Source organism: Kistimonas scapharcae (assembly GCF_039540975.1).
GTDB lineage: Bacteria > Pseudomonadota > Gammaproteobacteria > Pseudomonadales > Endozoicomonadaceae > Kistimonas > Kistimonas scapharcae.
In genome coordinates this window covers 25,586-42,692 of the sequence record NZ_BAABFL010000133.1, presented here as the reverse complement: position 1 = coordinate 42,692, position 17,107 = coordinate 25,586, and the positions used below count along the sequence as shown (strand labels likewise).

The 17,107-nt window shown below is 53.0% G+C and carries 15 protein-coding genes and 1 pseudogene; 10 read left to right on the top strand and 6 right to left on the bottom strand.

The annotated features are described in order from the left end of the window. Positions 1 to 93 precede the first annotated feature (93 nt). The 8 genes and pseudogenes from ABD892_RS09280 to ABD892_RS09245 form a co-directional block, all read left to right on the top strand. A pseudogene (locus ABD892_RS09280) lies at positions 94 to 1,287 on the top strand (VCBS domain-containing protein); the annotation flags it as partial. A gap of 50 nt (positions 1,288 to 1,337) precedes the next feature. Then, on the top strand, positions 1,338 to 2,882 hold the full coding sequence (locus tag ABD892_RS09275; protein ID WP_345195281.1) for a TolC family protein: 1,545 nt from the start codon (positions 1,338 to 1,340) through the stop codon (positions 2,880 to 2,882). Continuing rightward, positions 2,875 to 3,693, top strand: a complete 819-nt coding sequence (locus tag ABD892_RS09270) for an efflux RND transporter periplasmic adaptor subunit (protein ID WP_345195280.1) — start codon at positions 2,875 to 2,877, stop codon at positions 3,691 to 3,693. The genes ABD892_RS09275 and ABD892_RS09270 overlap by 8 nt, the downstream gene beginning before the upstream one ends. Next, positions 3,690 to 5,030 carry an efflux RND transporter periplasmic adaptor subunit gene (locus ABD892_RS09265; RefSeq protein ID WP_345195278.1) on the top strand — a complete coding sequence of 447 codons (1,341 nt, stop codon included), beginning with the start codon at positions 3,690 to 3,692 and terminating at the stop codon, positions 5,028 to 5,030. Before ABD892_RS09270 ends, ABD892_RS09265 begins: the two co-directional genes overlap by 4 nt. 11 nt (positions 5,031 to 5,041) lie before the next feature. Continuing rightward, positions 5,042 to 7,132 (top strand): HlyD family efflux transporter periplasmic adaptor subunit, encoded by a 2,091-nt coding sequence (locus tag ABD892_RS09260; RefSeq protein WP_345195277.1) that lies wholly within the window; start codon positions 5,042 to 5,044, stop codon positions 7,130 to 7,132. Positions 7,133 to 7,265: 133 nt separating this feature from the next. Then, positions 7,266 to 7,814, top strand: coding sequence for a DUF2878 domain-containing protein (locus tag ABD892_RS09255; RefSeq protein WP_345195276.1), 549 nt, complete (start codon positions 7,266 to 7,268; stop codon positions 7,812 to 7,814). Continuing rightward, the gene (locus tag ABD892_RS09250; RefSeq protein ID WP_345195275.1) at positions 7,807 to 8,511 is read left to right on the top strand and encodes a hypothetical protein; all 705 of its coding nucleotides are present in this window, start codon (positions 7,807 to 7,809) and stop codon (positions 8,509 to 8,511) included. The genes ABD892_RS09255 and ABD892_RS09250 overlap by 8 nt, the downstream gene beginning before the upstream one ends. A gap of 119 nt (positions 8,512 to 8,630) precedes the next feature. Continuing rightward, complete coding sequence (locus tag ABD892_RS09245; RefSeq protein ID WP_345195274.1) at positions 8,631 to 9,005, top strand: DUF488 domain-containing protein; 375 nt, start codon at positions 8,631 to 8,633, stop codon at positions 9,003 to 9,005. A gap of 20 nt (positions 9,006 to 9,025) precedes the next feature. On the opposite strand, the gene norW is transcribed toward ABD892_RS09245, so the two are convergent. From norW to ehuR, 6 genes are all read right to left on the bottom strand, one after another. Then, a complete protein-coding gene (gene norW / locus ABD892_RS09240; RefSeq protein WP_345195272.1) occupies positions 9,026 to 10,171 on the bottom strand; it encodes an NADH:flavorubredoxin reductase NorW in 1,146 nt (381 codons plus the stop codon). 19 nt (positions 10,172 to 10,190) lie between these two features. Then, on the bottom strand, positions 10,191 to 10,373 hold the full coding sequence (locus tag ABD892_RS09235) for a rubredoxin (RefSeq protein WP_345195271.1): 183 nt from the start codon (positions 10,371 to 10,373) through the stop codon (positions 10,191 to 10,193). Then, the gene (gene norV, locus ABD892_RS09230; RefSeq protein WP_345195270.1) at positions 10,366 to 11,583 is read right to left on the bottom strand and encodes an anaerobic nitric oxide reductase flavorubredoxin; all 1,218 of its coding nucleotides are present in this window, start codon (positions 11,581 to 11,583) and stop codon (positions 10,366 to 10,368) included. Before norV ends, ABD892_RS09235 begins: the two co-directional genes overlap by 8 nt. A gap of 56 nt (positions 11,584 to 11,639) precedes the next feature. Then, complete coding sequence (locus ABD892_RS09225; protein ID WP_345195268.1) at positions 11,640 to 11,972, bottom strand: cupin domain-containing protein; 333 nt, start codon at positions 11,970 to 11,972, stop codon at positions 11,640 to 11,642. Positions 11,973 to 11,987: 15 nt separating this feature from the next. Continuing rightward, positions 11,988 to 12,557, bottom strand: coding sequence for a class I SAM-dependent methyltransferase (locus ABD892_RS09220; RefSeq protein ID WP_345195267.1), 570 nt, complete (start codon positions 12,555 to 12,557; stop codon positions 11,988 to 11,990). A 156-nt stretch (positions 12,558 to 12,713) separates the two neighbouring features. Beyond that, positions 12,714 to 14,090, bottom strand: a complete 1,377-nt coding sequence (gene ehuR / locus ABD892_RS09215; protein ID WP_345195265.1) for a MocR-like ectoine utilization transcription factor EhuR — start codon at positions 14,088 to 14,090, stop codon at positions 12,714 to 12,716. Positions 14,091 to 14,537: 447 nt separating this feature from the next. On the opposite strand from ehuR, the gene ABD892_RS09210 reads away from it, so the two are divergent. Together ABD892_RS09210 and ABD892_RS09205 are read left to right on the top strand one after the other, a co-directional pair. Next, complete coding sequence (locus ABD892_RS09210; protein WP_345195264.1) at positions 14,538 to 15,566, top strand: threonine aldolase family protein; 1,029 nt, start codon at positions 14,538 to 14,540, stop codon at positions 15,564 to 15,566. Between the two features lie 32 nt (positions 15,567 to 15,598). Then, positions 15,599 to 17,098, top strand: a complete 1,500-nt coding sequence (locus tag ABD892_RS09205; RefSeq protein ID WP_345195262.1) for an aldehyde dehydrogenase — start codon at positions 15,599 to 15,601, stop codon at positions 17,096 to 17,098. The last annotated feature ends 9 nt before the right edge of the window (positions 17,099 to 17,107 follow it).

Genomic DNA, 17,107 nt, shown 5'->3' with positions numbered 1-17,107 from the left:
CGTTTTGTGCAAAAACTGTACTCTGTTGCCAAAAGTACGGCCAGCTTGCTCACATTCCCAAGGTTAAGCGGGATTTAAGGCTATACCCTCGATAATGATAGCGACGTTATACAGGCGCTATCCGTCAACGAAACCCTGACAGACACTTTCACCTACACTATTTCTGATGGTAACGGCGGTACAGCGACGGCTGAGCTGAGCATCACGATTCTCGGCACCAATGATGACATTCTGGCTGCCGATAATACCGGCAGTGTGTCGGAAGACCAGACGACGACGGATAGCGGCAATGTCATCACGGAGGATGATGGTTTCGGTACCGATAGAGACCTGGATGGTGATGAACTCTTTATTGCCGGCGTGAATGGCGATAACAGTGCCGTTGGCAGCGTTGTGCAGGGCGAATATGGTCGATTGATTATCAACAGTGATGGCAGTTATCGCTATGAACTGGATAACAGCAGTGCAGCGGTTCAGCGCCTGACCACCAATCAGACGGTAACGGATGTCTTCACTTATACGGTGACTGACCGTAATGGCAGTGCTTCGGTGGCCGAACTGGTGATTACCATTGAGGGACTGGATGAACCGTTTGTGCCGCTTGACCCTGATCCAGCGCCACCCGAAGAACGGCCTGGATTTGATATTCCGGGACGTCCAGATGGTGAGATTCCCTCCATTAATCCTGGCCGTGAAAGCACCCTGCTGGATTTCCTGGATGCCCGGATCAATCCGGTGCGGCTGACCGTCCAGTTGCAGGATCAGGTCGTTACTGAGGGCGTTTATAACTTCTCACTGCCGGGTAATGCCTTTGAACACTCGGATCCGGCGCAGCTGATTCGTATGGAAGCCATGCTCTCGGATGGTTCCCAGTTGCCGGACTATATCCGCTTTGATACCCAGAATGGTGCTTTTATGGTGGATGCCGATGCCGCCATCGCGCTGGGTATTGAAAGTGTGGATATCCGGGTCGTCGGGCGCGACCTGATCGGTAATGAAGCCGGTGCCAGTTTCAACATTACCTTTGCGGGTACGGTGATTGCCGCCAGTGATGTGGTTGATCAGTTGAATCAGCTTGAAGCACCGGCAGCCGGTGAGGTCCAACCTGAAAAAATCAGTGAAGAGATTGAAGGTGAGGCGGCTGCAGATCATGCGACAGATAAGGGGGATGATCTGTCGCTTAATGCGCCTGCAAGCTTGGAAGAACAGTTGGAACGGGCTGGTGCACAGGGCTTTATTCAGTCCCGGGATAAGTTGATTACAGACCTGATAACGCTTGGCGCGTAAGCCAGGCACACCATTGTCAGACACGAACGATATTAACAAATAGGCAATACATGGTTGTGGTAAAAAAGCTTGCGGGGGCGGTGCTGAGCACCAGTATTCTGGCTGGATGCGCCGTGACACCGGACCCGATTACTCAGGATCTGCGTTCACAAAAAGCGACGTCAGACAGTAACCTCATTTATGCCTCACAGGAGAACCTGGACGAAGGCATGAGCATGACCGAGGCTATGGCCCGGGCACTGAAATATAACCTGGATAACCGGGTTCAGCTGATGGAGCAGGCGCTGTCCCGCCGTAACTTCGAGCTGCTGAAGATGGATATGCTGCCGGTGCTGGCGGCGTCTGCCTGTTATGCAAAGCGGGACAATGTGAACGCATCAACCAGTGTCAGTATTGATACCGGTAATGTGTCATTGGAACCATCGACGTCGCAGGACCGTGAACGTGCTATGGGGGATCTGAAGTTCTCGTGGAATGCACTGGACTTTGGAGTCAGTTACCTTCAGGCCCAACAGGAAGCCGACCGGTTCCTGATTGCCCAAAATGAACGTCGCAAGGTCATGCTCCGGTTATTGCAACAGACCCGTGCCACTTTCTGGCGTGCCGCGGTGATGCAACAGATGGCCGATGACATTGATAGCCTGTTGGCTCGCGCCGAAACCTCGGTTGCTAATCTGCAACAGGTGCGTAATGAGAATCTGCGTACTCCGCTTGATACTCTGCAGGAACTGCGTGGTTTGCTGGATATTGTCAGCGAACTGGAGCAGATGAAGCAGACGGTCAATGCCGCCCAGGTGGAACTGGCCATACTGGTCAACGTGCCACCCGGTACACCAATCAAGCTGGATTACCCAAGTGTGTTGCCGTCATTACCTGCCTCACCAGAGAATCTGGACGGACTGGAACTGACCGCTCTGGCGAACTCCATGGATTACTCCAACCAACTCTATAATGCCCGCATTGATCAGCTGGAAACCCGAAAAGAGATGTTACGACTACTGCCGGGTATTGAGTTCTCCTACACTGGCAACTATGACAGTAACAGCTATCTCTACCATCAGGGCTGGGGTGAGGCTGGTGTCCGGATATCCTGGAATATCTTCCGCCTGCTGGCGCACGATGAAATTGAGGCCCAGGGCGAAGCCCGTATGCAGCTGACAGACTCTCGTCGTATGGCTATCAATATGGCGGTGGTGGCGCAGGTGCATCTGGCGTGGCAGCAATACCATAACACCGTAAAACGGCATAGGCGGGCCAATGATATCAGTGATCTTGACCAGGCTATCTCCGAGCTGACACAGCAGGCGATGTTCAGCCAGGCGGCCAGCGATACTGATCGAATTCAAAGTGAAGCTCGGGCATTGCGTTCGGCCATGTCACAGTTGCTGGCTTATGCGGAAGCGCAGGATGCCTATGGCGCCATGTTGCTCAGCCTGAACCTGGATCCTGTGCCGGATAACTATCAGCAGTTATCCGTGACAGAGATCAGCCATCAGCTTGATGAAACCTATACACGCTGGGATTCCGGTCGACTGCCTGTCTCACAACAGGTGGCGGGCGAAGCGCAGGAGAGTGAAGTAGACAATCATGGCTAAACACACTATGTCGTACAGCAGGCTGGCCGGCCTGCTGTTGCTGTTCGGCATGGCGATTCGCGTCAATGCGGATATCAGTGAACTGAATGAGTTAACCGCTAAGGTTGGTGATTATGCCGAATACACGGCGGTGGCAGAAACGATTCGTGGTCAGTTACGCCCTGTGCGGTATACGACGTTATCGGCAGGTATGACGGGTACCCTGCTTGAGGTGAAAGGTTCACTAGGGCGTTACGTCAAGGAAGGCGATCTTCTGGCCCGCTTTGACTGCCGGGCTGAGCAGGCCGAGCGGGATGTGGCTGCTGCGAAGAAAGAAGGGGCTGAAGCCCGTTACCGGGTCAACAGTCGTCTGGCCGAGTTAGACAATATCAGCGGACTGGAATTAAGTCTCAGCAAGGCAGAACTGGCCATTGCTAACAGCGAGCTGAAATTGATTGATGTACGCCTGAGCCACTGTGAAGTCAGGGCACCCTTCAGTGGTCAGATGGTCAGTAAACAGGTGCAGTCATGGCAATTTGCGGGTATGGGCGACCCGCTGTTTGAATTGGTCGACACGAGCCACATGGAAGTCGAAATGGTGCTGCAATCCCGCTGGTTGCACCGTTTACCTCCAGGTACACCTTTTAATCTGACCGTGGATGAAACCGGTACAACGCTTGCCGCAACTGTTGATCGGTTAGTGAGCAATATTGATCCCGTGAGTCAAACGGTGAGAATCATCGGTGTACCAACCGCGCTGCCGGATAACCTGCTGCCGGGCATGAGTGGGCAGATTCATATCGGTACGGCCAGTGCCAGCGTAATACCATGACAACGGCAACATCCAACAGTCACCAGACGCTGGTTATGCAACGGCTGGCCAGCCTGCTGACGTTGCAGCAGCGGTTACGCGCAGCCAGTGACGTGACGGCCATTGCGCGTATTCTGGTTAACGACACCCGGCATCTGTTTGAATACCGGGTAGCAGCTTTTTATCGGCAGAGCCGTATTCTGGCTGTTTCTGGTTTACCTGAGCCTGTTACCGAAGCCCCATTCACACAATGGCTTAGAGCCGTCTGCCGACACCTGGAAAAACAGGTGTCAGAAGAGCCTGCAATGGTAGCAGCAGAGGATCTTCCTCAATCTCTGCGGCAGGACTGGTCAAGCTTCTTACCGGAAGCCGGTTTGTGGCTGCCGGTGAAATCCAATACCGGCGAGTGGCAGGGTGGCCTGTTCCTGGCCGCAGTTGAGCCCTGGAAACCTGAACAGACCAGCGTGCTGGCACACCTTGCTGAAGCGGCGGCTCATGCTATTCATGCGCTGCAGGTTCGCCCCAAGGTGCCTCTTACCCACCTTAAGAAAAAGAAACTCTCGATAATTGTCGCCGTACTGATCGCTGCAGCCATGTTTATCCCGGTGCCGGAGAGTGCCCTGGCGCCCGCCGAGATTGTTGCCTACGACATGGAAGTGGTTCGCAGCCCGTTGGATGGTGTCATTGGTGAACTGTTGGTGAAACCCAACCAGAAAGTCGCGGCGGGTGAACAGTTGGCAAGGCTTGATGATCGTTCCCTGAAAGCCCGGCTGGATGTTGCTAAACAGGCACTGGAAATTGCAGGCGCCGAATATCGCCGTGGACAGCAGGCTGCGACAGGGTATCGGGAAGTGACAACACCCATGCCTGTGCTCAAGGCGCGTATTGCCCAGAATGCGGCAGAGGTCGCTTATCTGGAGTCTCAACTTGCACGGGTGGATATTCGTGCGAAACACGATGGTGTTGTTGTACTGAATGACCCGGATGTGTTGAAAGGCAAACCGGTACGACTGGGCGAGCGTCTATTGGCCGTGGCTGCGCCGGAATCGGCAGAAATTCAGTTTTGGTTGCCTGTGGAGGAAAGCCTGCCGCTACCAGATCAGGCACCGGTATCCCTGTTCCTGAATGTGGCGCCGGACAAGGCATTAAGTGGTCATGTTCGTTATATCAATTACCAGGCGGAAGTGTCGCCGGAAGGTATCTTTGCCTTCCGTGGGCGGGCTTTGCTTCAGCCTGAAGAAAACCTGCCTCGGTTGGGGTGGCGCGGAACTGCTCGAATCAGTGGCGAAAATGTTTCTCTGTTCTATTACCTCTTCAGGCGTCCGTTTGCTGCGGCACGACAGTGGTTGGGGTTGTAACCATGGAGAGCATGCCCAAACCGCCGGTACCTGCATTGCGTCAGGACCTGGAATTGTTACCCGGGGAACCAGACGTCGATGGTTCACCTATCTGGTTGCTGCATGATCCACTGTCCAACCGGTTCTTTCGTCTGGGAGAGACTGAGGTCGATATCCTGTCTTGCCTGGATGGCAGTGATGCTGAAACCGTTGCTCAAAAGGCGACAGTACGCTCGGGACATACGGTGTCATCAGAGGATGTCGAAACGGTCTTTGCTTTTCTGCGTAATAATCACCTGGTTGAGGCTGACAGTGCCCAGCACACCTGGTTTGAGCGTCAATTGTCGCAAAAGCCGGCATTCTTCCAAAAGCTCCTGAAAACCTACCTGTTTGTGCGAATACCGCTGGTCAGGCCTGATTGTTTCCTGACCCGGACCTTGTCCTGGGTGCGTTGGCTGGGCTCCCGCTATGTGCTGATGGCCCTGACCGTGTGTGCTGTGGTCGGCTTAATCATGGTTGGGCGTCAATTTGATCAGTTCCTGACAACATTCCAACACTTTTTTAATGTGCAGGGGCTCGCGGCTTATGGCCTGACACTGTTTGTGATCAAACTGCTCCATGAGCTGGGGCATGCCTGGGTAGCGAAAGCAAAAGGGTGTCGTGTACCGGTGATGGGGGTAGCCTTGCTGGTGGGATGGCCGGTGCTGTACACGGATACCAGTGATGCATGGCGGGTGACTCGACGAAAGGATCGTCTGGCCATTGGTGCAGCTGGCGTGGCTGTTGAGCTGGGTGTCGCGGCTGTCGCATTACTGGCCTGGAGTCTGACACCGGAAGGCGTGTGGCGGAGTATTTTTTTTCTACTGGCGACCACGACCTGGCTACTAAGTGTGTTGGTTAACTTCAACCCACTTATGCGCTTTGACGGCTATTACCTGATATCAGACACCTTGCGGGTACCGAACCTGGAGTCTCGCTCTTTTGCACTATCACGCTGGTGGTTGAGGGAACGTCTTTTCGGTCTTGGTGAGGCGCCTCCGGAGCAACCGAGAGCCTTGCTGATTGGTTATGCCATAGCCGTCTGGTTCTACCGCTTCCTGCTGTTCCTGGGGATTGCGTTGCTGGTCTACCACTTCTTTTTCAAGGTGCTGGGACTTTTCCTGTTTGTGGTTGAAATCGGGTATTTCATTGTCCGCCCGATCTGGAATGAAATCCGTGAATGGCATGACCGGCGAAGGCATATGCGCTGGAACCGTGCGACGGTTCGTACCACAGGTCTTTTGGTCACATTACTCTTTCTTTGTCTGGTGCCATGGCATGAGTCGGTGACTATGCCTGCCTGGTTGCAAGGGCAATATACGACAATCTATGCGCCAGTATCCGGCAGATTATCGACAACCCTGCCAGAAACCGGGCAAGCCGTGGCGAAAGGAGAGGTGTTGTTTCAAGTTTCAGCGCCGGAACTTGAACAAGAAGTTTCAGAATCCCGATTACGTTTAAGGGAGCTGGCGCAGAAGAGCCGTGCGATTGGATTTGATCCAAAGTTGAGGGAGCAGGCCTTGGTGATTCGAACGGAACTCAGCACTCAACTGCAGAATATCCGGAGTTTGAAAGCTCGTCAGCAACGATTGATTGCACAAGCGCCGTACGAGGGTGTTGTAACGGATTTATCGCCGGAGGTCAGAACAGGGCAGTGGGTGACCGAAAGTGAACCGTTGTTATCGGTGCTAGATCAAACACATCCTCAGTTGATCGGTTATCTGGATGAGTCGGCATTGATGCGGGTGCAATCTGGCATGACAGGTTTCTTCTATCCGGAAAAAGGACGCTGGTCACCGATTCCTGTTACTGTCGAGGAGGTTGAAACACGAGCTATCCATGAGCTGGACAGCCTCTATTCAGCGTCACTGTTTGGTGGTGATCTGGCGGTGCGTGAAACCCGAGATCGAGAATTGATTCCTGTAAAAGGCACTTACCGGGTTTTCTTTTACTTGCCCGACGATTCGGTGTTACCGGAACGTGTGTTACGCGGTGCTATTGTGATTAATGCTGCTTCAGAAAGCTTGGTGACTGGTTGGTGGCGAAAAGTGGTTGCCATGTTACACCGTGAGTCAGGTTTTTAAAGGACTCTTTTTTGTGTTGAATATTATGGCATTACCCTATATCGAATGATTGTTATCTCCGGTGGATTGGGATAAAAAAAACGACGTATAACGATTACAAAGAGCTATTGCCTGATACAGTAGATCATTGTTTATGAAGCGTACTCTGGCGAATGCAGTGCTGTTTCAACTGATGTGGTTTGTCTGTGTTCAGGGACACAACGCGCTGGCGTTGGTTGCCACCGTTTTAGCATTACTGATACATGCCCGATTTTGGGTGACGAAGCACGCCGAGTGGCAGTTGATCGCTGGATTTACGGTAATGGGCTTCCTGTTCGACAGCCTGATCAATACTGCCGGATGGATACTGTTCTCCGGCTCCCTTCGTGTAACAAATAGTACAGTGCCTGTGGTTATTGCACCCGTGTGGCTGTTGTGTCTCTGGTTGATGTTCGCGACAACACTGTGCCACAGTCTGTTATGGCTGAATCGTTATCCCTGGGTGTCAGTTTTACTGGCCTGCTCAGCCGTGCCATTGAGTTATTACGCAGGCGGGCACTTGTCGGGATCCGTATTGTCTCAACCGGTTGTGATTCCGCTGTTGGCTGAAGCCGCTATCTGGGCAATCCTGTTGCCTTCAGGTCTCCGTGTTGCAGGGAAGATTATGGACAATAACAGTCCAAGGATGAACACCAATGACTAGATTGAGTGTCTTATCACTTTGTCTGCTATCGCTGTTGATGGCTTGGCAGGCCAATGCGGGGCTTCCCGCTAGCGTGATAGGACGAGCTTATGATCTTGAGGGGGCTGTGTTGTTGTACACCGAAGAACATCTTTACCCTTCACCGTATCGGCACACAGTCACTTACCGGGAAGCGTCGGGTGAGGTGTTTGCGAAAAAACGCCTGGATTACACCCACAGTTTTACGGTGCCGGATTTCAGACAGGAAAATGCCCGCAACGGTGAAGTAATTAAGGTTGCCAGAATGGGCAGCGACAAGCTGGAAGTTACTTACCAGGCAAACGATAAACAAAAACCAAAGCAGAAACGGGTAGCCATTGAATCATTGATGGTCGTGGATGCAGGCTTTGATCACTTTGTTCGGGAGCACTGGGAGACGTTGCGTAAGGGACGATCTTTGACTATTGCGTACCTGGCACCATCCAGACGACAAACCGTGGCTCTGCGAATCAACGAAGTGCCATGTTCATCATCCAGTGACGTTTGTTTTAACATTGCGCCAGATTCCTGGCTGCTCGGTTTAGTGCTGGATCCGATTTTTCTTACCTATGAGAAAGAGACAAAGCAGCTGTTACGGTTTAGAGGCCGAGGTAATATTGCGGATAAAAAGGGTGATTACCAGACAGTTGATATCCGCTACGAATATCCTGTTGAATAAATTAAAGGGTGATGGGAATCCGGATACATATGTTTGGATTAATCGTATTCCTGCCCACTATCCGCTGGCGTTGTTAAATCAACTATAAAGAGAGTGAATGCACAACGTACTCTCAAACCATGAACATTGCATTAAAACGTGTCTACGAGGAATCCTCTGCAGCGGATGGGTTCCGCATTCTGGTTGAACGGCTTTGGCCGCGGGGTATTTCAAAGGAAAAGGCGAAGATTGACCTGTGGGATAAAGACGCAGCCCCATCCACTGAACTGCGTCACTGGTTTAATCATGATCCTGAAAAGTGGGAGGAATTCAAACAGCGCTATTTTGCAGAACTGCATGCACGAGTATCGTCACTGGAGCCTATTTTTGAACATCTGAAAAAAGAACCTGTCACGTTTGTCTACTCATCGCGGGAAACACGTTATAACAATGCGGTCGCTCTGAAAGCGTTTATTGAAAACCAGCAAGACAGAGTGTCATATCAAAAAGGGTAGATTGTGTCTGGTTCTATCCACTAAGCAGTCGCTCTGAGTTGTGCGAGTAGTGAGAATCCCTGCGCAATCTGTTTGTCAGTGACAACATATCCCACCATTTTATCCTCATGAATATACGCTTTGGCGATCATCCCGTTGTCAGTGTGTTCAACAAGCCAGCTCAGATGTGCGCCACTGGTTTCACCGCTCAACTGGATCGGCATGACGGGGGTTTTGATGATGACAGGCATGGCTGGTATCACGACGTCAGTTCGGTTACCTGCTAATGTTTTTGCCAGGGCCTTGGCTGACAGTGCGATGGGCTGAAGGTAAGGCAACAGTGTACCGCTGATTTCAGCGCCATCCCCCAGAGCATAAATATGAGGGCTGCTGGTTTGGAGGCAGGCATCGACGCAGATGCCACGATTGATGCGGAGGCCTGCGGCGTTCGCCAGTGCTGTCCGTGGCCTCAGACCCGTAGCGGCAATGGCGGCATCGACTTCAATCACGCGATCATCAGACAACGTAACCCGCAGTCCTGAATCTGATTGTGTGAGTTCAACCACCGTTAGGCCGGTCATCACCTGACAACCTGATGATTGAAAGCGTTGTTGCAGTTCTCGACTGATAAAATCTGGCAGCAGGTGCCCCATCAGTTGTTCCGTCATACCAACCAGCCAGACCTCTTTGTTGGCAAGCGACAGGTCTAGGGCAATCTCGGTACCGATCAACCCGGTGCCGATAACAAGAACCCGTTGTTTATCCACGATAGTCTTACTGGCGTGACGATATTCTTGTAGGCTGTTAAGCGTCAGGATCTGTGTGGTGCCATCCCCGCGCACAGGGGGAATGGCGGCTTCTGCACCGGTTGCCAGAACCAGGTCCCGGTAGGCGATGATTTCATCGCCATAACTGACGGTTTTGTTCTGTGCGTTAAGGGATGTAATGCGAGTGTTAGGCAAAATAGTGATCGCCAACTCTTCCGCCAGTGCATCGCAACGCTTCTGAATCATGGCGTCGGCACTGAGTCGACGGCTGAACCCATGGCTGATCAACGGCTTGGAATAATCATCGCCATTGTCAGCAGTCACGATGATCACCGGCGTCTGGTTATCCAGTTGCCTGAACTCACGGGCCAGCTGGTAGCCGGCAAAGCCACTGCCAATGATTACGACGGGTAACTGCATGCTATCTGCTGCGCCTCCTTCAGACCGGGTCGAATTCAGATTTGCCCAGGAAACACTCAGGACAAAGGAAGGTGTCGGGCACGGCTTCCCATGACGTACGGGGCATTACACCCTGGTTGGGTTCACCCAGCTTGGGATCGTAAATCCAGCTGCACACTCGGCAACGCATGGATTGCATCTCATCTGTCTGCTTTTCACTCATGGTGGTTGTCTCCGTTTGATTCGTTCAGCCAGTGGGTGAAGGTTTTGCCGTATTCGATACATTCTGTAATCGCATCGTCAGTTGGCTTCCATTCGGCACGAATACCTTCAAAGGTCTCAAAACCGCTGTCTTTCAGTCGTTCGGTGATGCGATCAACGGCTTCACCACTCCAGCCATAGGAGCCAAAGGCGGCGGCTTTTTTGTTTTTGAATCGCAACCCCTTCATCTCTTCAAGTAGTGCAGCGATATGGGGCAGCATGCTGTTATTGACGGTTGGTGAACCGATCAGGACCGCTTTGGATTTGAAAATTTCTGTCAGGACATCGTTCTTGTCAGATGTTGCGAGGTTGTACAGTTTGACCTTTGTTGCCGGACTGATAGCACGTATGCCCCGGGTAATAGCCTCCGCCATCTGCCGTGTACCATGCCACATGGTGTCGTAAACCAGGGTGATCTGGTCTTCCTGGTAGTTGTTAGCCCAGTTCAGGTAATGACGGACAATTTGTGCCGGGTCATCTCGCCAGATAATGCCGTGGGACGTGGCGATCATGTTCAATGGCAGTTCCAGCGACAGAAATTGCTGGATTTTGGCCGTGACCAAGTGACTGAAGGGAGTAAGAATGTTGGCGTAATACTTGAGACATTCTTCGGCCAGTTCATTCTGGTCGACCAGGTCGTTGTACATCAGTTCGCTGGCGTAGTGCTGGCCAAACGCATCATTACTGAACAGTACGGCGTCACCGGTCAGGTAGGTCATCATACTGTCCGGCCAGTGCAGCATCGGCGCTTCGACAAAGACCAGCTGTTTGCCGTTACCAATGTCCAGTGTGTCGCCGGTTTTGACCACCTGGAAATTCCAGTCCTGGTGATAATGTCCCTTCAGGGATTTGACGGCATTTGCCGTACAGTAAATGGGTGCGTCCGGGATGCGTGCCATCAGGGTGGGCAAGGCGCCAGTGTGGTCTATCTCTCCGTGGTTGGCGACAATATAATCGATCTTGTCCAGATCGATCTCTTTGGCCAGGTTGTCGACATACTCCTGGGCATAGGGTGCCCAGACCGTATCAATCAGAACATTCTTCTCTTCACGGATCAGGTAGCTGTTATAACTGGAGCCGCGGTGGGTTGAGTATTCACTGCCGTGGAATTCCCGCAGTTCCCAGTCCTGCTTGCCAACCCAGTGAATATTGCCTGATACACGAAAGCTCATGGTTACCTCAATAACATATAAATAAAATACATTTTAATGGTCAAAAAATTACGACTTCAGACTGTCAACAGAGACAGCATCATTCTGGAAGGTTCAAGTGCCCGCAGGGAGTGGGGAGCCTTTGGTGCCATACGGACAATTTCACCGGGACGAATGTCCAGCAGTTCACCGTCAATGGTTAATTCAATCCGTCCCTCGAAAACCTGAATCAGTACTTCCTTGGGAACGGCGTGTTCGCTGATTTCTTCCCCTTCATCCAGGGTCATCACACAGACTTCGGCGGTATCGGTTTTGAGCAGGGTGCTGCTGGCGATACCGTTATCGGCAAAGGCCAGCAGATCGGCATAGGGAATGCGGGTATTCTTTTCGATAGTTACTTTGTAGTTCATGGTGATAACTCGCTTTTACAATGAAACGGCTTTTTTAAAGGTCATGATGTAATGGTCAGGACAACCGCTGGTGTCCATGGCCTCAACACGGAAACCGGCCTGACGAACTTCATCCAATGCCTGAACAGGCTGTACCCGTGCGTTACTGCCCCGGAAATCAACAAAAACGACATTCGTTTTATGATCGATCTGTCGGTGGAGGCTGGCGAGAAAAGACGTACGATCCTGAATGAACCGGTAGACATTGGCGAGGAACACAATATCAACCGGTGCCGGCAGACAGGGATCAGCAGGTTGGCAGAGTCGTGTTTCTATGTTGGTCAACTGTTCAGCCGTGAAGCGTCGCTCCATGTAGCTGATCATATTCGGTTCGGTATCCAGTGCGTAGACATGCCCCCGGGGAGCCAGCCTGGCAAACTGACGGGCGAAATAGCCGGTACCGGCGCCAACATCGGCAATGCGGGTGTCTTCTTTCAGCGGCAGACTGTTCAAAACATGTGGCGTGTTCTGCCATTCAACACGATTGTCTGAATCAAAAATTTCACTACACCGATCCGGATCGGCGAAACTGACGGGTTTTACCATCTTTGAATAGCCTCCTGCATTACTCGGGTTTATACCTGATAAATACGGTTGGGTATTCTATGGAGGTTTTCAGGTTTTTGTATACGTAAAAAGTGTAAAAAATATATATGTTATTGTCTGCCCATTCAAACGCTGAAGGTTTCTTTCAAACAGTGTTCAAGCTTCGATAATGTTTCGAACGATCTGAAGACCTTCCTGAAGGCGAGGACGAAAGGCTTCCGCGCCGAGACTGACCCGGACCCTGCGCGGCGCCAGCCTCGGGTTGGGGCAGAACTGCTGGCAGGGTGTTACCAACACACCCTGTTCCCGGCAGCGCGCCATCATATCCTGAGATGTCATCTCATCCGGTAGCGCCAGCCAGATATGCATGCCAAAGGGGCTGCCGCCAACCAATGCCTCGGGTAGCAGGCTGCGGGCCAGAGACTGGCGACTGGCCAGTTCGTCCTGCTGGGTAAAGATCATGCTGTCCAGCAGGTTTTCCCTGATCAGGTCAGAAACCAGTTCAAACGTGATGGGGGTTGCCATCCAGGTACTGGCCGTCAGATGGGCAATGACCTGTTTTCTGAAACAGTCCGGTATAACCAGGTACCCCGCCCTTAGCCCCGGGAGGACTGTTTTGGTGAAGCTGGTGGCGTAGAAGGTGCGTTCCGGAATCAGGCTTGCCAGTGGCGGGCATCGGTTGGCTTCCAGTGCTCCGAAGACATCATCCTCAACTACCAGCAGATCATAGCGCCGGGCAATGGCGGCAATCTGCTCCCGTCGCTTCCTGGGCATCAGGCTGCCTGTGGGATTGTTCAGGCTGGGGGTACAGCAGAGTATGCGCAATCGACTTTCACGACAGGCGACTTCCAGTGCTTCCGGAATCAGGCCATCGTCATCAATTGGAAGACCGGTCAGGCGGAAATTCAGGGTACGGGCCAGCGCGATAAAACCGTGGTCAACAAGTTCCTCACAGGCAATGGTTTCCCCGGGATTCACAATGCTGGCCAGTGCCAGCATCAGGCCATGTGCGGTGCCATTACACAGCACGATATTGTCATGATGGGCGGGTAAACCCTGTCCCTGGAGCCAGTGCTGCCCTGCGGCAACATGCTCAGCCAGCCCGGACACGGGGCGGAATTTCAGCAGGTACTGGTCATTGTCACTCTGCGCGAGACGGATCATCGCGTCACGAACAATCTGCAGATGTCGTTTAGTACAGACCGGGTGGGCAATGGACAGATCAATCGGGTTACTGGCCGTTTCCGGATGGCCGGACTGGAAAAACTCGGTCTCCTGATCGGGCGAATAGCTGCTGACATAGGTCCCACTACCAATCACGCCGTGTACGACGCCAAGTTTTTCCGCCTGGCTGTAAGCTCGGCTGATGGTTTGAACGCTAACACGCAGGTCGGCAGCCAGCTCACGATGAGTGGGTAAGCGCATGCCGGGCTGCAGGTGACCGGCGATGAAGGCGTTTTGAATCGCCTCAGCAATGGCCAAGTATCGTGCGCGTCCGTCGGGGCGGAGATAGGGGCGGAGATTGATATCCATGATGCTGTTGCGCAATAGGCTCTGTTGTTTGTGCGTGGCTGAACCCTGTCAGCGCAATTGGCGCAATTAAATCATGACAATTGTGATGGGTTGCTTGATGTGCATCAGCGTTAAACAGGCTTGTTGATACACGTCAATAAGGGGGTGAGAGCCGACAGACAGAATGGCGCCACGATTGATTCCTGGTGTTGGTGGTTCGAATGTCGAAGCCGGCGGTATGGTTGGTCAACAGACTCGTTAAAGGTGCAGGTCTAGCCCTGTGGTTGGCGCCTTTAACAAAACGACAGCGTTTCTGTCATCAGCCACGCAATGGCCTGTTATCACACAACACCCACACCGTTTCACATGCCCTTTTCATTACTTCCTGCTTTTCACGTCTTGTATTTCACGAAGTGTCTTCTTTTGTGTCATTCCGGTCTAAACCGGAGTTAACCCGGATAGAAAATAATGTCATTTCACAGTGATAACGAAACAGGCGTAGCGCCTGAGATTTTCGCGGCCCTCGCCGCCGTCAACGACGGTACCGTGATGCCTTATGGCAACGACCAGCTGACTGCAAGCCTGAACGAAAGCCTGTCCCGGCTCTTCGGGACTGAAGTGAATGCTTTCCTGGTGGTGACAGGAACGGCCTCCAACGTATTGGCGTTGTCTACTATGACCCCGCCTTATGGCGGCATCTATTGCCATGAAAAAGCCCATATCCTGGTCGACGAATGCGGTGGACCCGAGTTCTATACCGGCGGCGCCCGTCTTCTGCCTATGACTGGTGCCGATGGAAAGCTGCATGCTGACGATTTGGCTGTGGTTCTGCGCGAGCAGCGGGATGATGTGCATTACATCAAACCGTCAGCACTCAGCCTGACTCAGGTGACTGAATCTGGCACGGTCTATACCCCTGAAGACGTGACCGACCTGTGCCGGCTGGCCAAAGACAAGGGCATGCATGTCCATATGGATGGCACCCGGTTTGCCAACGCTGTCGCCTCTCTTGGTTGTCATCCGGCAGATATCACCTGGAAAGCCGGCGTTGATGTACTGAGTTTTGGCGCGACCAAGAATGGCGCCATCGCCGCAGAAGCTGTTGTGTTTTTCAACCAGACACTGGCGCAGGACTTCAGTGCACGGCGTAAGCGTGGTGGACACCTGCCGTCCAAGATGCGTTTCATGGCTGCCCAGTTCAATGCCTACCTGGAAAACGATCGCTGGTTAGGATACGCGACGCATGCCAACCGTATGGCGGAGAAACTGGCCGTGGAACTGAACGAAGTGCCGGATGTGGAATTTTCCTATCCGGTGCAGGCCAACCTGATTTTTGCCGACATGCCACAGGCCATGCTGAAAGCCATCCAGGATACTGGCTACCAGCCTGATTACTGGCTCTGGGAGAACGGTCGTTGCGAAGTGCGCTTTGTCACGGCTTTCAATACCCGTGAGCAGGATATCGAACAATTGATGAAGGTGATTCGCAGCCTGTAATCATCACCCAATACGTAACGGATGAAGTGATCATGACCGAATTAAACGAAAAAGCGATTCGCGAACAGGCTGCCAGCCTGCGCCTGCCGACACATGCCGTGATTAACGGACAAACCGTTAACGCGCTCTCTGGTGCCACCTTTGATACGGAAAACCCGGCTACTGGCCAGGTACTGGCCCAGATTACCTGCTGCGATGAAGCGGATGTTGAGCGGGCGGTGAAAGTCTCCCGTGAAGTCTTTGAGCGGGGCGACTGGTCCCGTATGCATCCGGCAGACCGCCGTCGTGTCATGAATCGTTTTGCCGACCTGATTGACGACCATGCGATGGAACTGGCGTTGCTGGAAGTACTGGAAGCCGGCAAGCCGGTGTCTGAAACCCTGAATACCGATATCCATGAAACGGCCGAATGTATTCGCTGGCATGCGGACGCGACAGACAAGATCTACGATCAGGTGTGTCCGACTGGTCCGGACAACCTGGGCATGATTATTCGTGAACCGATCGGTGTCGTCGGTGCGGTATTGCCCTGGAACTTCCCGGCACAGATGGCCGCCTGGAAACTGGGCCCGGTGTTGTCTATGGGGAACAGCATCATTATCAAGCCGGCGGAACTGACCTCCATGAGCACGATCCGCCTGGCGGAACTGGCGCTGGAGGCGGGCATTCCGGCGGGTGTCTTTAACGTGGTACCGGGTATGGGCGCTGTGGTTGGTCAGGCGCTGGGTCGCCACGGTGATATCGACTGCTGTGCCTTTACCGGTTCAACGGCAGTAGGGAGGAAGTTCCTGGAATATGCAGCACAGAGCAACCTGAAGCGTATCGTTCTGGAGCTGGGCGGTAAGAGCCCGCAGATTGTGATGCCGGATGTGTCTGACCTGGATGCCGTCGCGGAACATGCGGCCAATGCCGCCTTCTGGAACATGGGGGAAAACTGCTCTGCCGGATCCCGCCTGCTGGTGCACGAAGACCTCAAGGATGCACTGGTTGAAAAACTGACTGCCGTGATGAAAGGCTGGCCGCTGGGTGATCCGCTGGATCCGGAGGTCAAACTGGGCTCCATGATCGAGAAGAAGCACATGGAGAAAGTGCTGTCGTATATCCAGTCTGCCCATGAAGAAGGTGCCGAGCTGCGCATGGGCGGTCGTCAGGTATTGAAGGAAACCGGCGGTTACTTTGTTGAGCCGACCATCTTCGACAGTGTGACCAACGACATGAAGATTGCCCGTGAAGAAATCTTCGGCCCGGTACTGTCTGTGATCACTTTCCGCGACGAAGAAGAAGCCATCCGTCTGGCCAATGAGACGCCCTATGGCCTAGCTTCCTCCTTGCACACCGATAACATCCACGTCGCCAATCGCATGGCACGTCAGATCAAGGCGGGCACTGTGTCCATCAACTGTTTCTCTGAAGGTGACAGTACTGCACCCTTTGGCGGTTACAAACTGTCCGGCTTCGGTGGGCGCGACAAATCGCTCGCAGCCCACGACCAGTATGCAGAGCTGAAAACGGTCTGGTACGAAAACCGTTAGCTGGCAAGC

What these genes read in the sequence shown, in the direction of transcription:
- ABD892_RS09210 (WP_345195264.1), top strand. Translation starts at nt 14,538, where the DNA reads ATGTCATTTCACAGTGATAACGAAACAGGCGTAGCGCCTGAGATTTTC.
- ABD892_RS09245 (WP_345195274.1), top strand. Translation starts at nt 8,631, where the DNA reads ATGAACATTGCATTAAAACGTGTCTACGAGGAATCCTCTGCAGCGGAT.
- ABD892_RS09205 (WP_345195262.1), top strand. Translation starts at nt 15,599, where the DNA reads ATGACCGAATTAAACGAAAAAGCGATTCGCGAACAGGCTGCCAGCCTG.
- ABD892_RS09260 (WP_345195277.1), top strand. Translation starts at nt 5,042, where the DNA reads ATGCCCAAACCGCCGGTACCTGCATTGCGTCAGGACCTGGAATTGTTA.
- norV (WP_345195270.1), bottom strand. Translation starts at nt 11,583, where the DNA reads ATGAGCTTTCGTGTATCAGGCAATATTCACTGGGTTGGCAAGCAGGAC.
- ABD892_RS09250 (WP_345195275.1), top strand. Translation starts at nt 7,807, where the DNA reads ATGACTAGATTGAGTGTCTTATCACTTTGTCTGCTATCGCTGTTGATG.
- ABD892_RS09225 (WP_345195268.1), bottom strand. Translation starts at nt 11,972, where the DNA reads ATGAACTACAAAGTAACTATCGAAAAGAATACCCGCATTCCCTATGCC.
- ABD892_RS09255 (WP_345195276.1), top strand. Translation starts at nt 7,266, where the DNA reads ATGAAGCGTACTCTGGCGAATGCAGTGCTGTTTCAACTGATGTGGTTT.
- norW (WP_345195272.1), bottom strand. Translation starts at nt 10,171, where the DNA reads ATGCAGTTACCCGTCGTAATCATTGGCAGTGGCTTTGCCGGCTACCAG.
- ABD892_RS09275 (WP_345195281.1), top strand. Translation starts at nt 1,338, where the DNA reads ATGGTTGTGGTAAAAAAGCTTGCGGGGGCGGTGCTGAGCACCAGTATT.
- ehuR (WP_345195265.1), bottom strand. Translation starts at nt 14,090, where the DNA reads ATGGATATCAATCTCCGCCCCTATCTCCGCCCCGACGGACGCGCACGA.
- ABD892_RS09220 (WP_345195267.1), bottom strand. Translation starts at nt 12,557, where the DNA reads ATGGTAAAACCCGTCAGTTTCGCCGATCCGGATCGGTGTAGTGAAATT.
- ABD892_RS09235 (WP_345195271.1), bottom strand. Translation starts at nt 10,373, where the DNA reads ATGAGTGAAAAGCAGACAGATGAGATGCAATCCATGCGTTGCCGAGTG.
- ABD892_RS09270 (WP_345195280.1), top strand. Translation starts at nt 2,875, where the DNA reads ATGGCTAAACACACTATGTCGTACAGCAGGCTGGCCGGCCTGCTGTTG.
- ABD892_RS09265 (WP_345195278.1), top strand. Translation starts at nt 3,690, where the DNA reads ATGACAACGGCAACATCCAACAGTCACCAGACGCTGGTTATGCAACGG.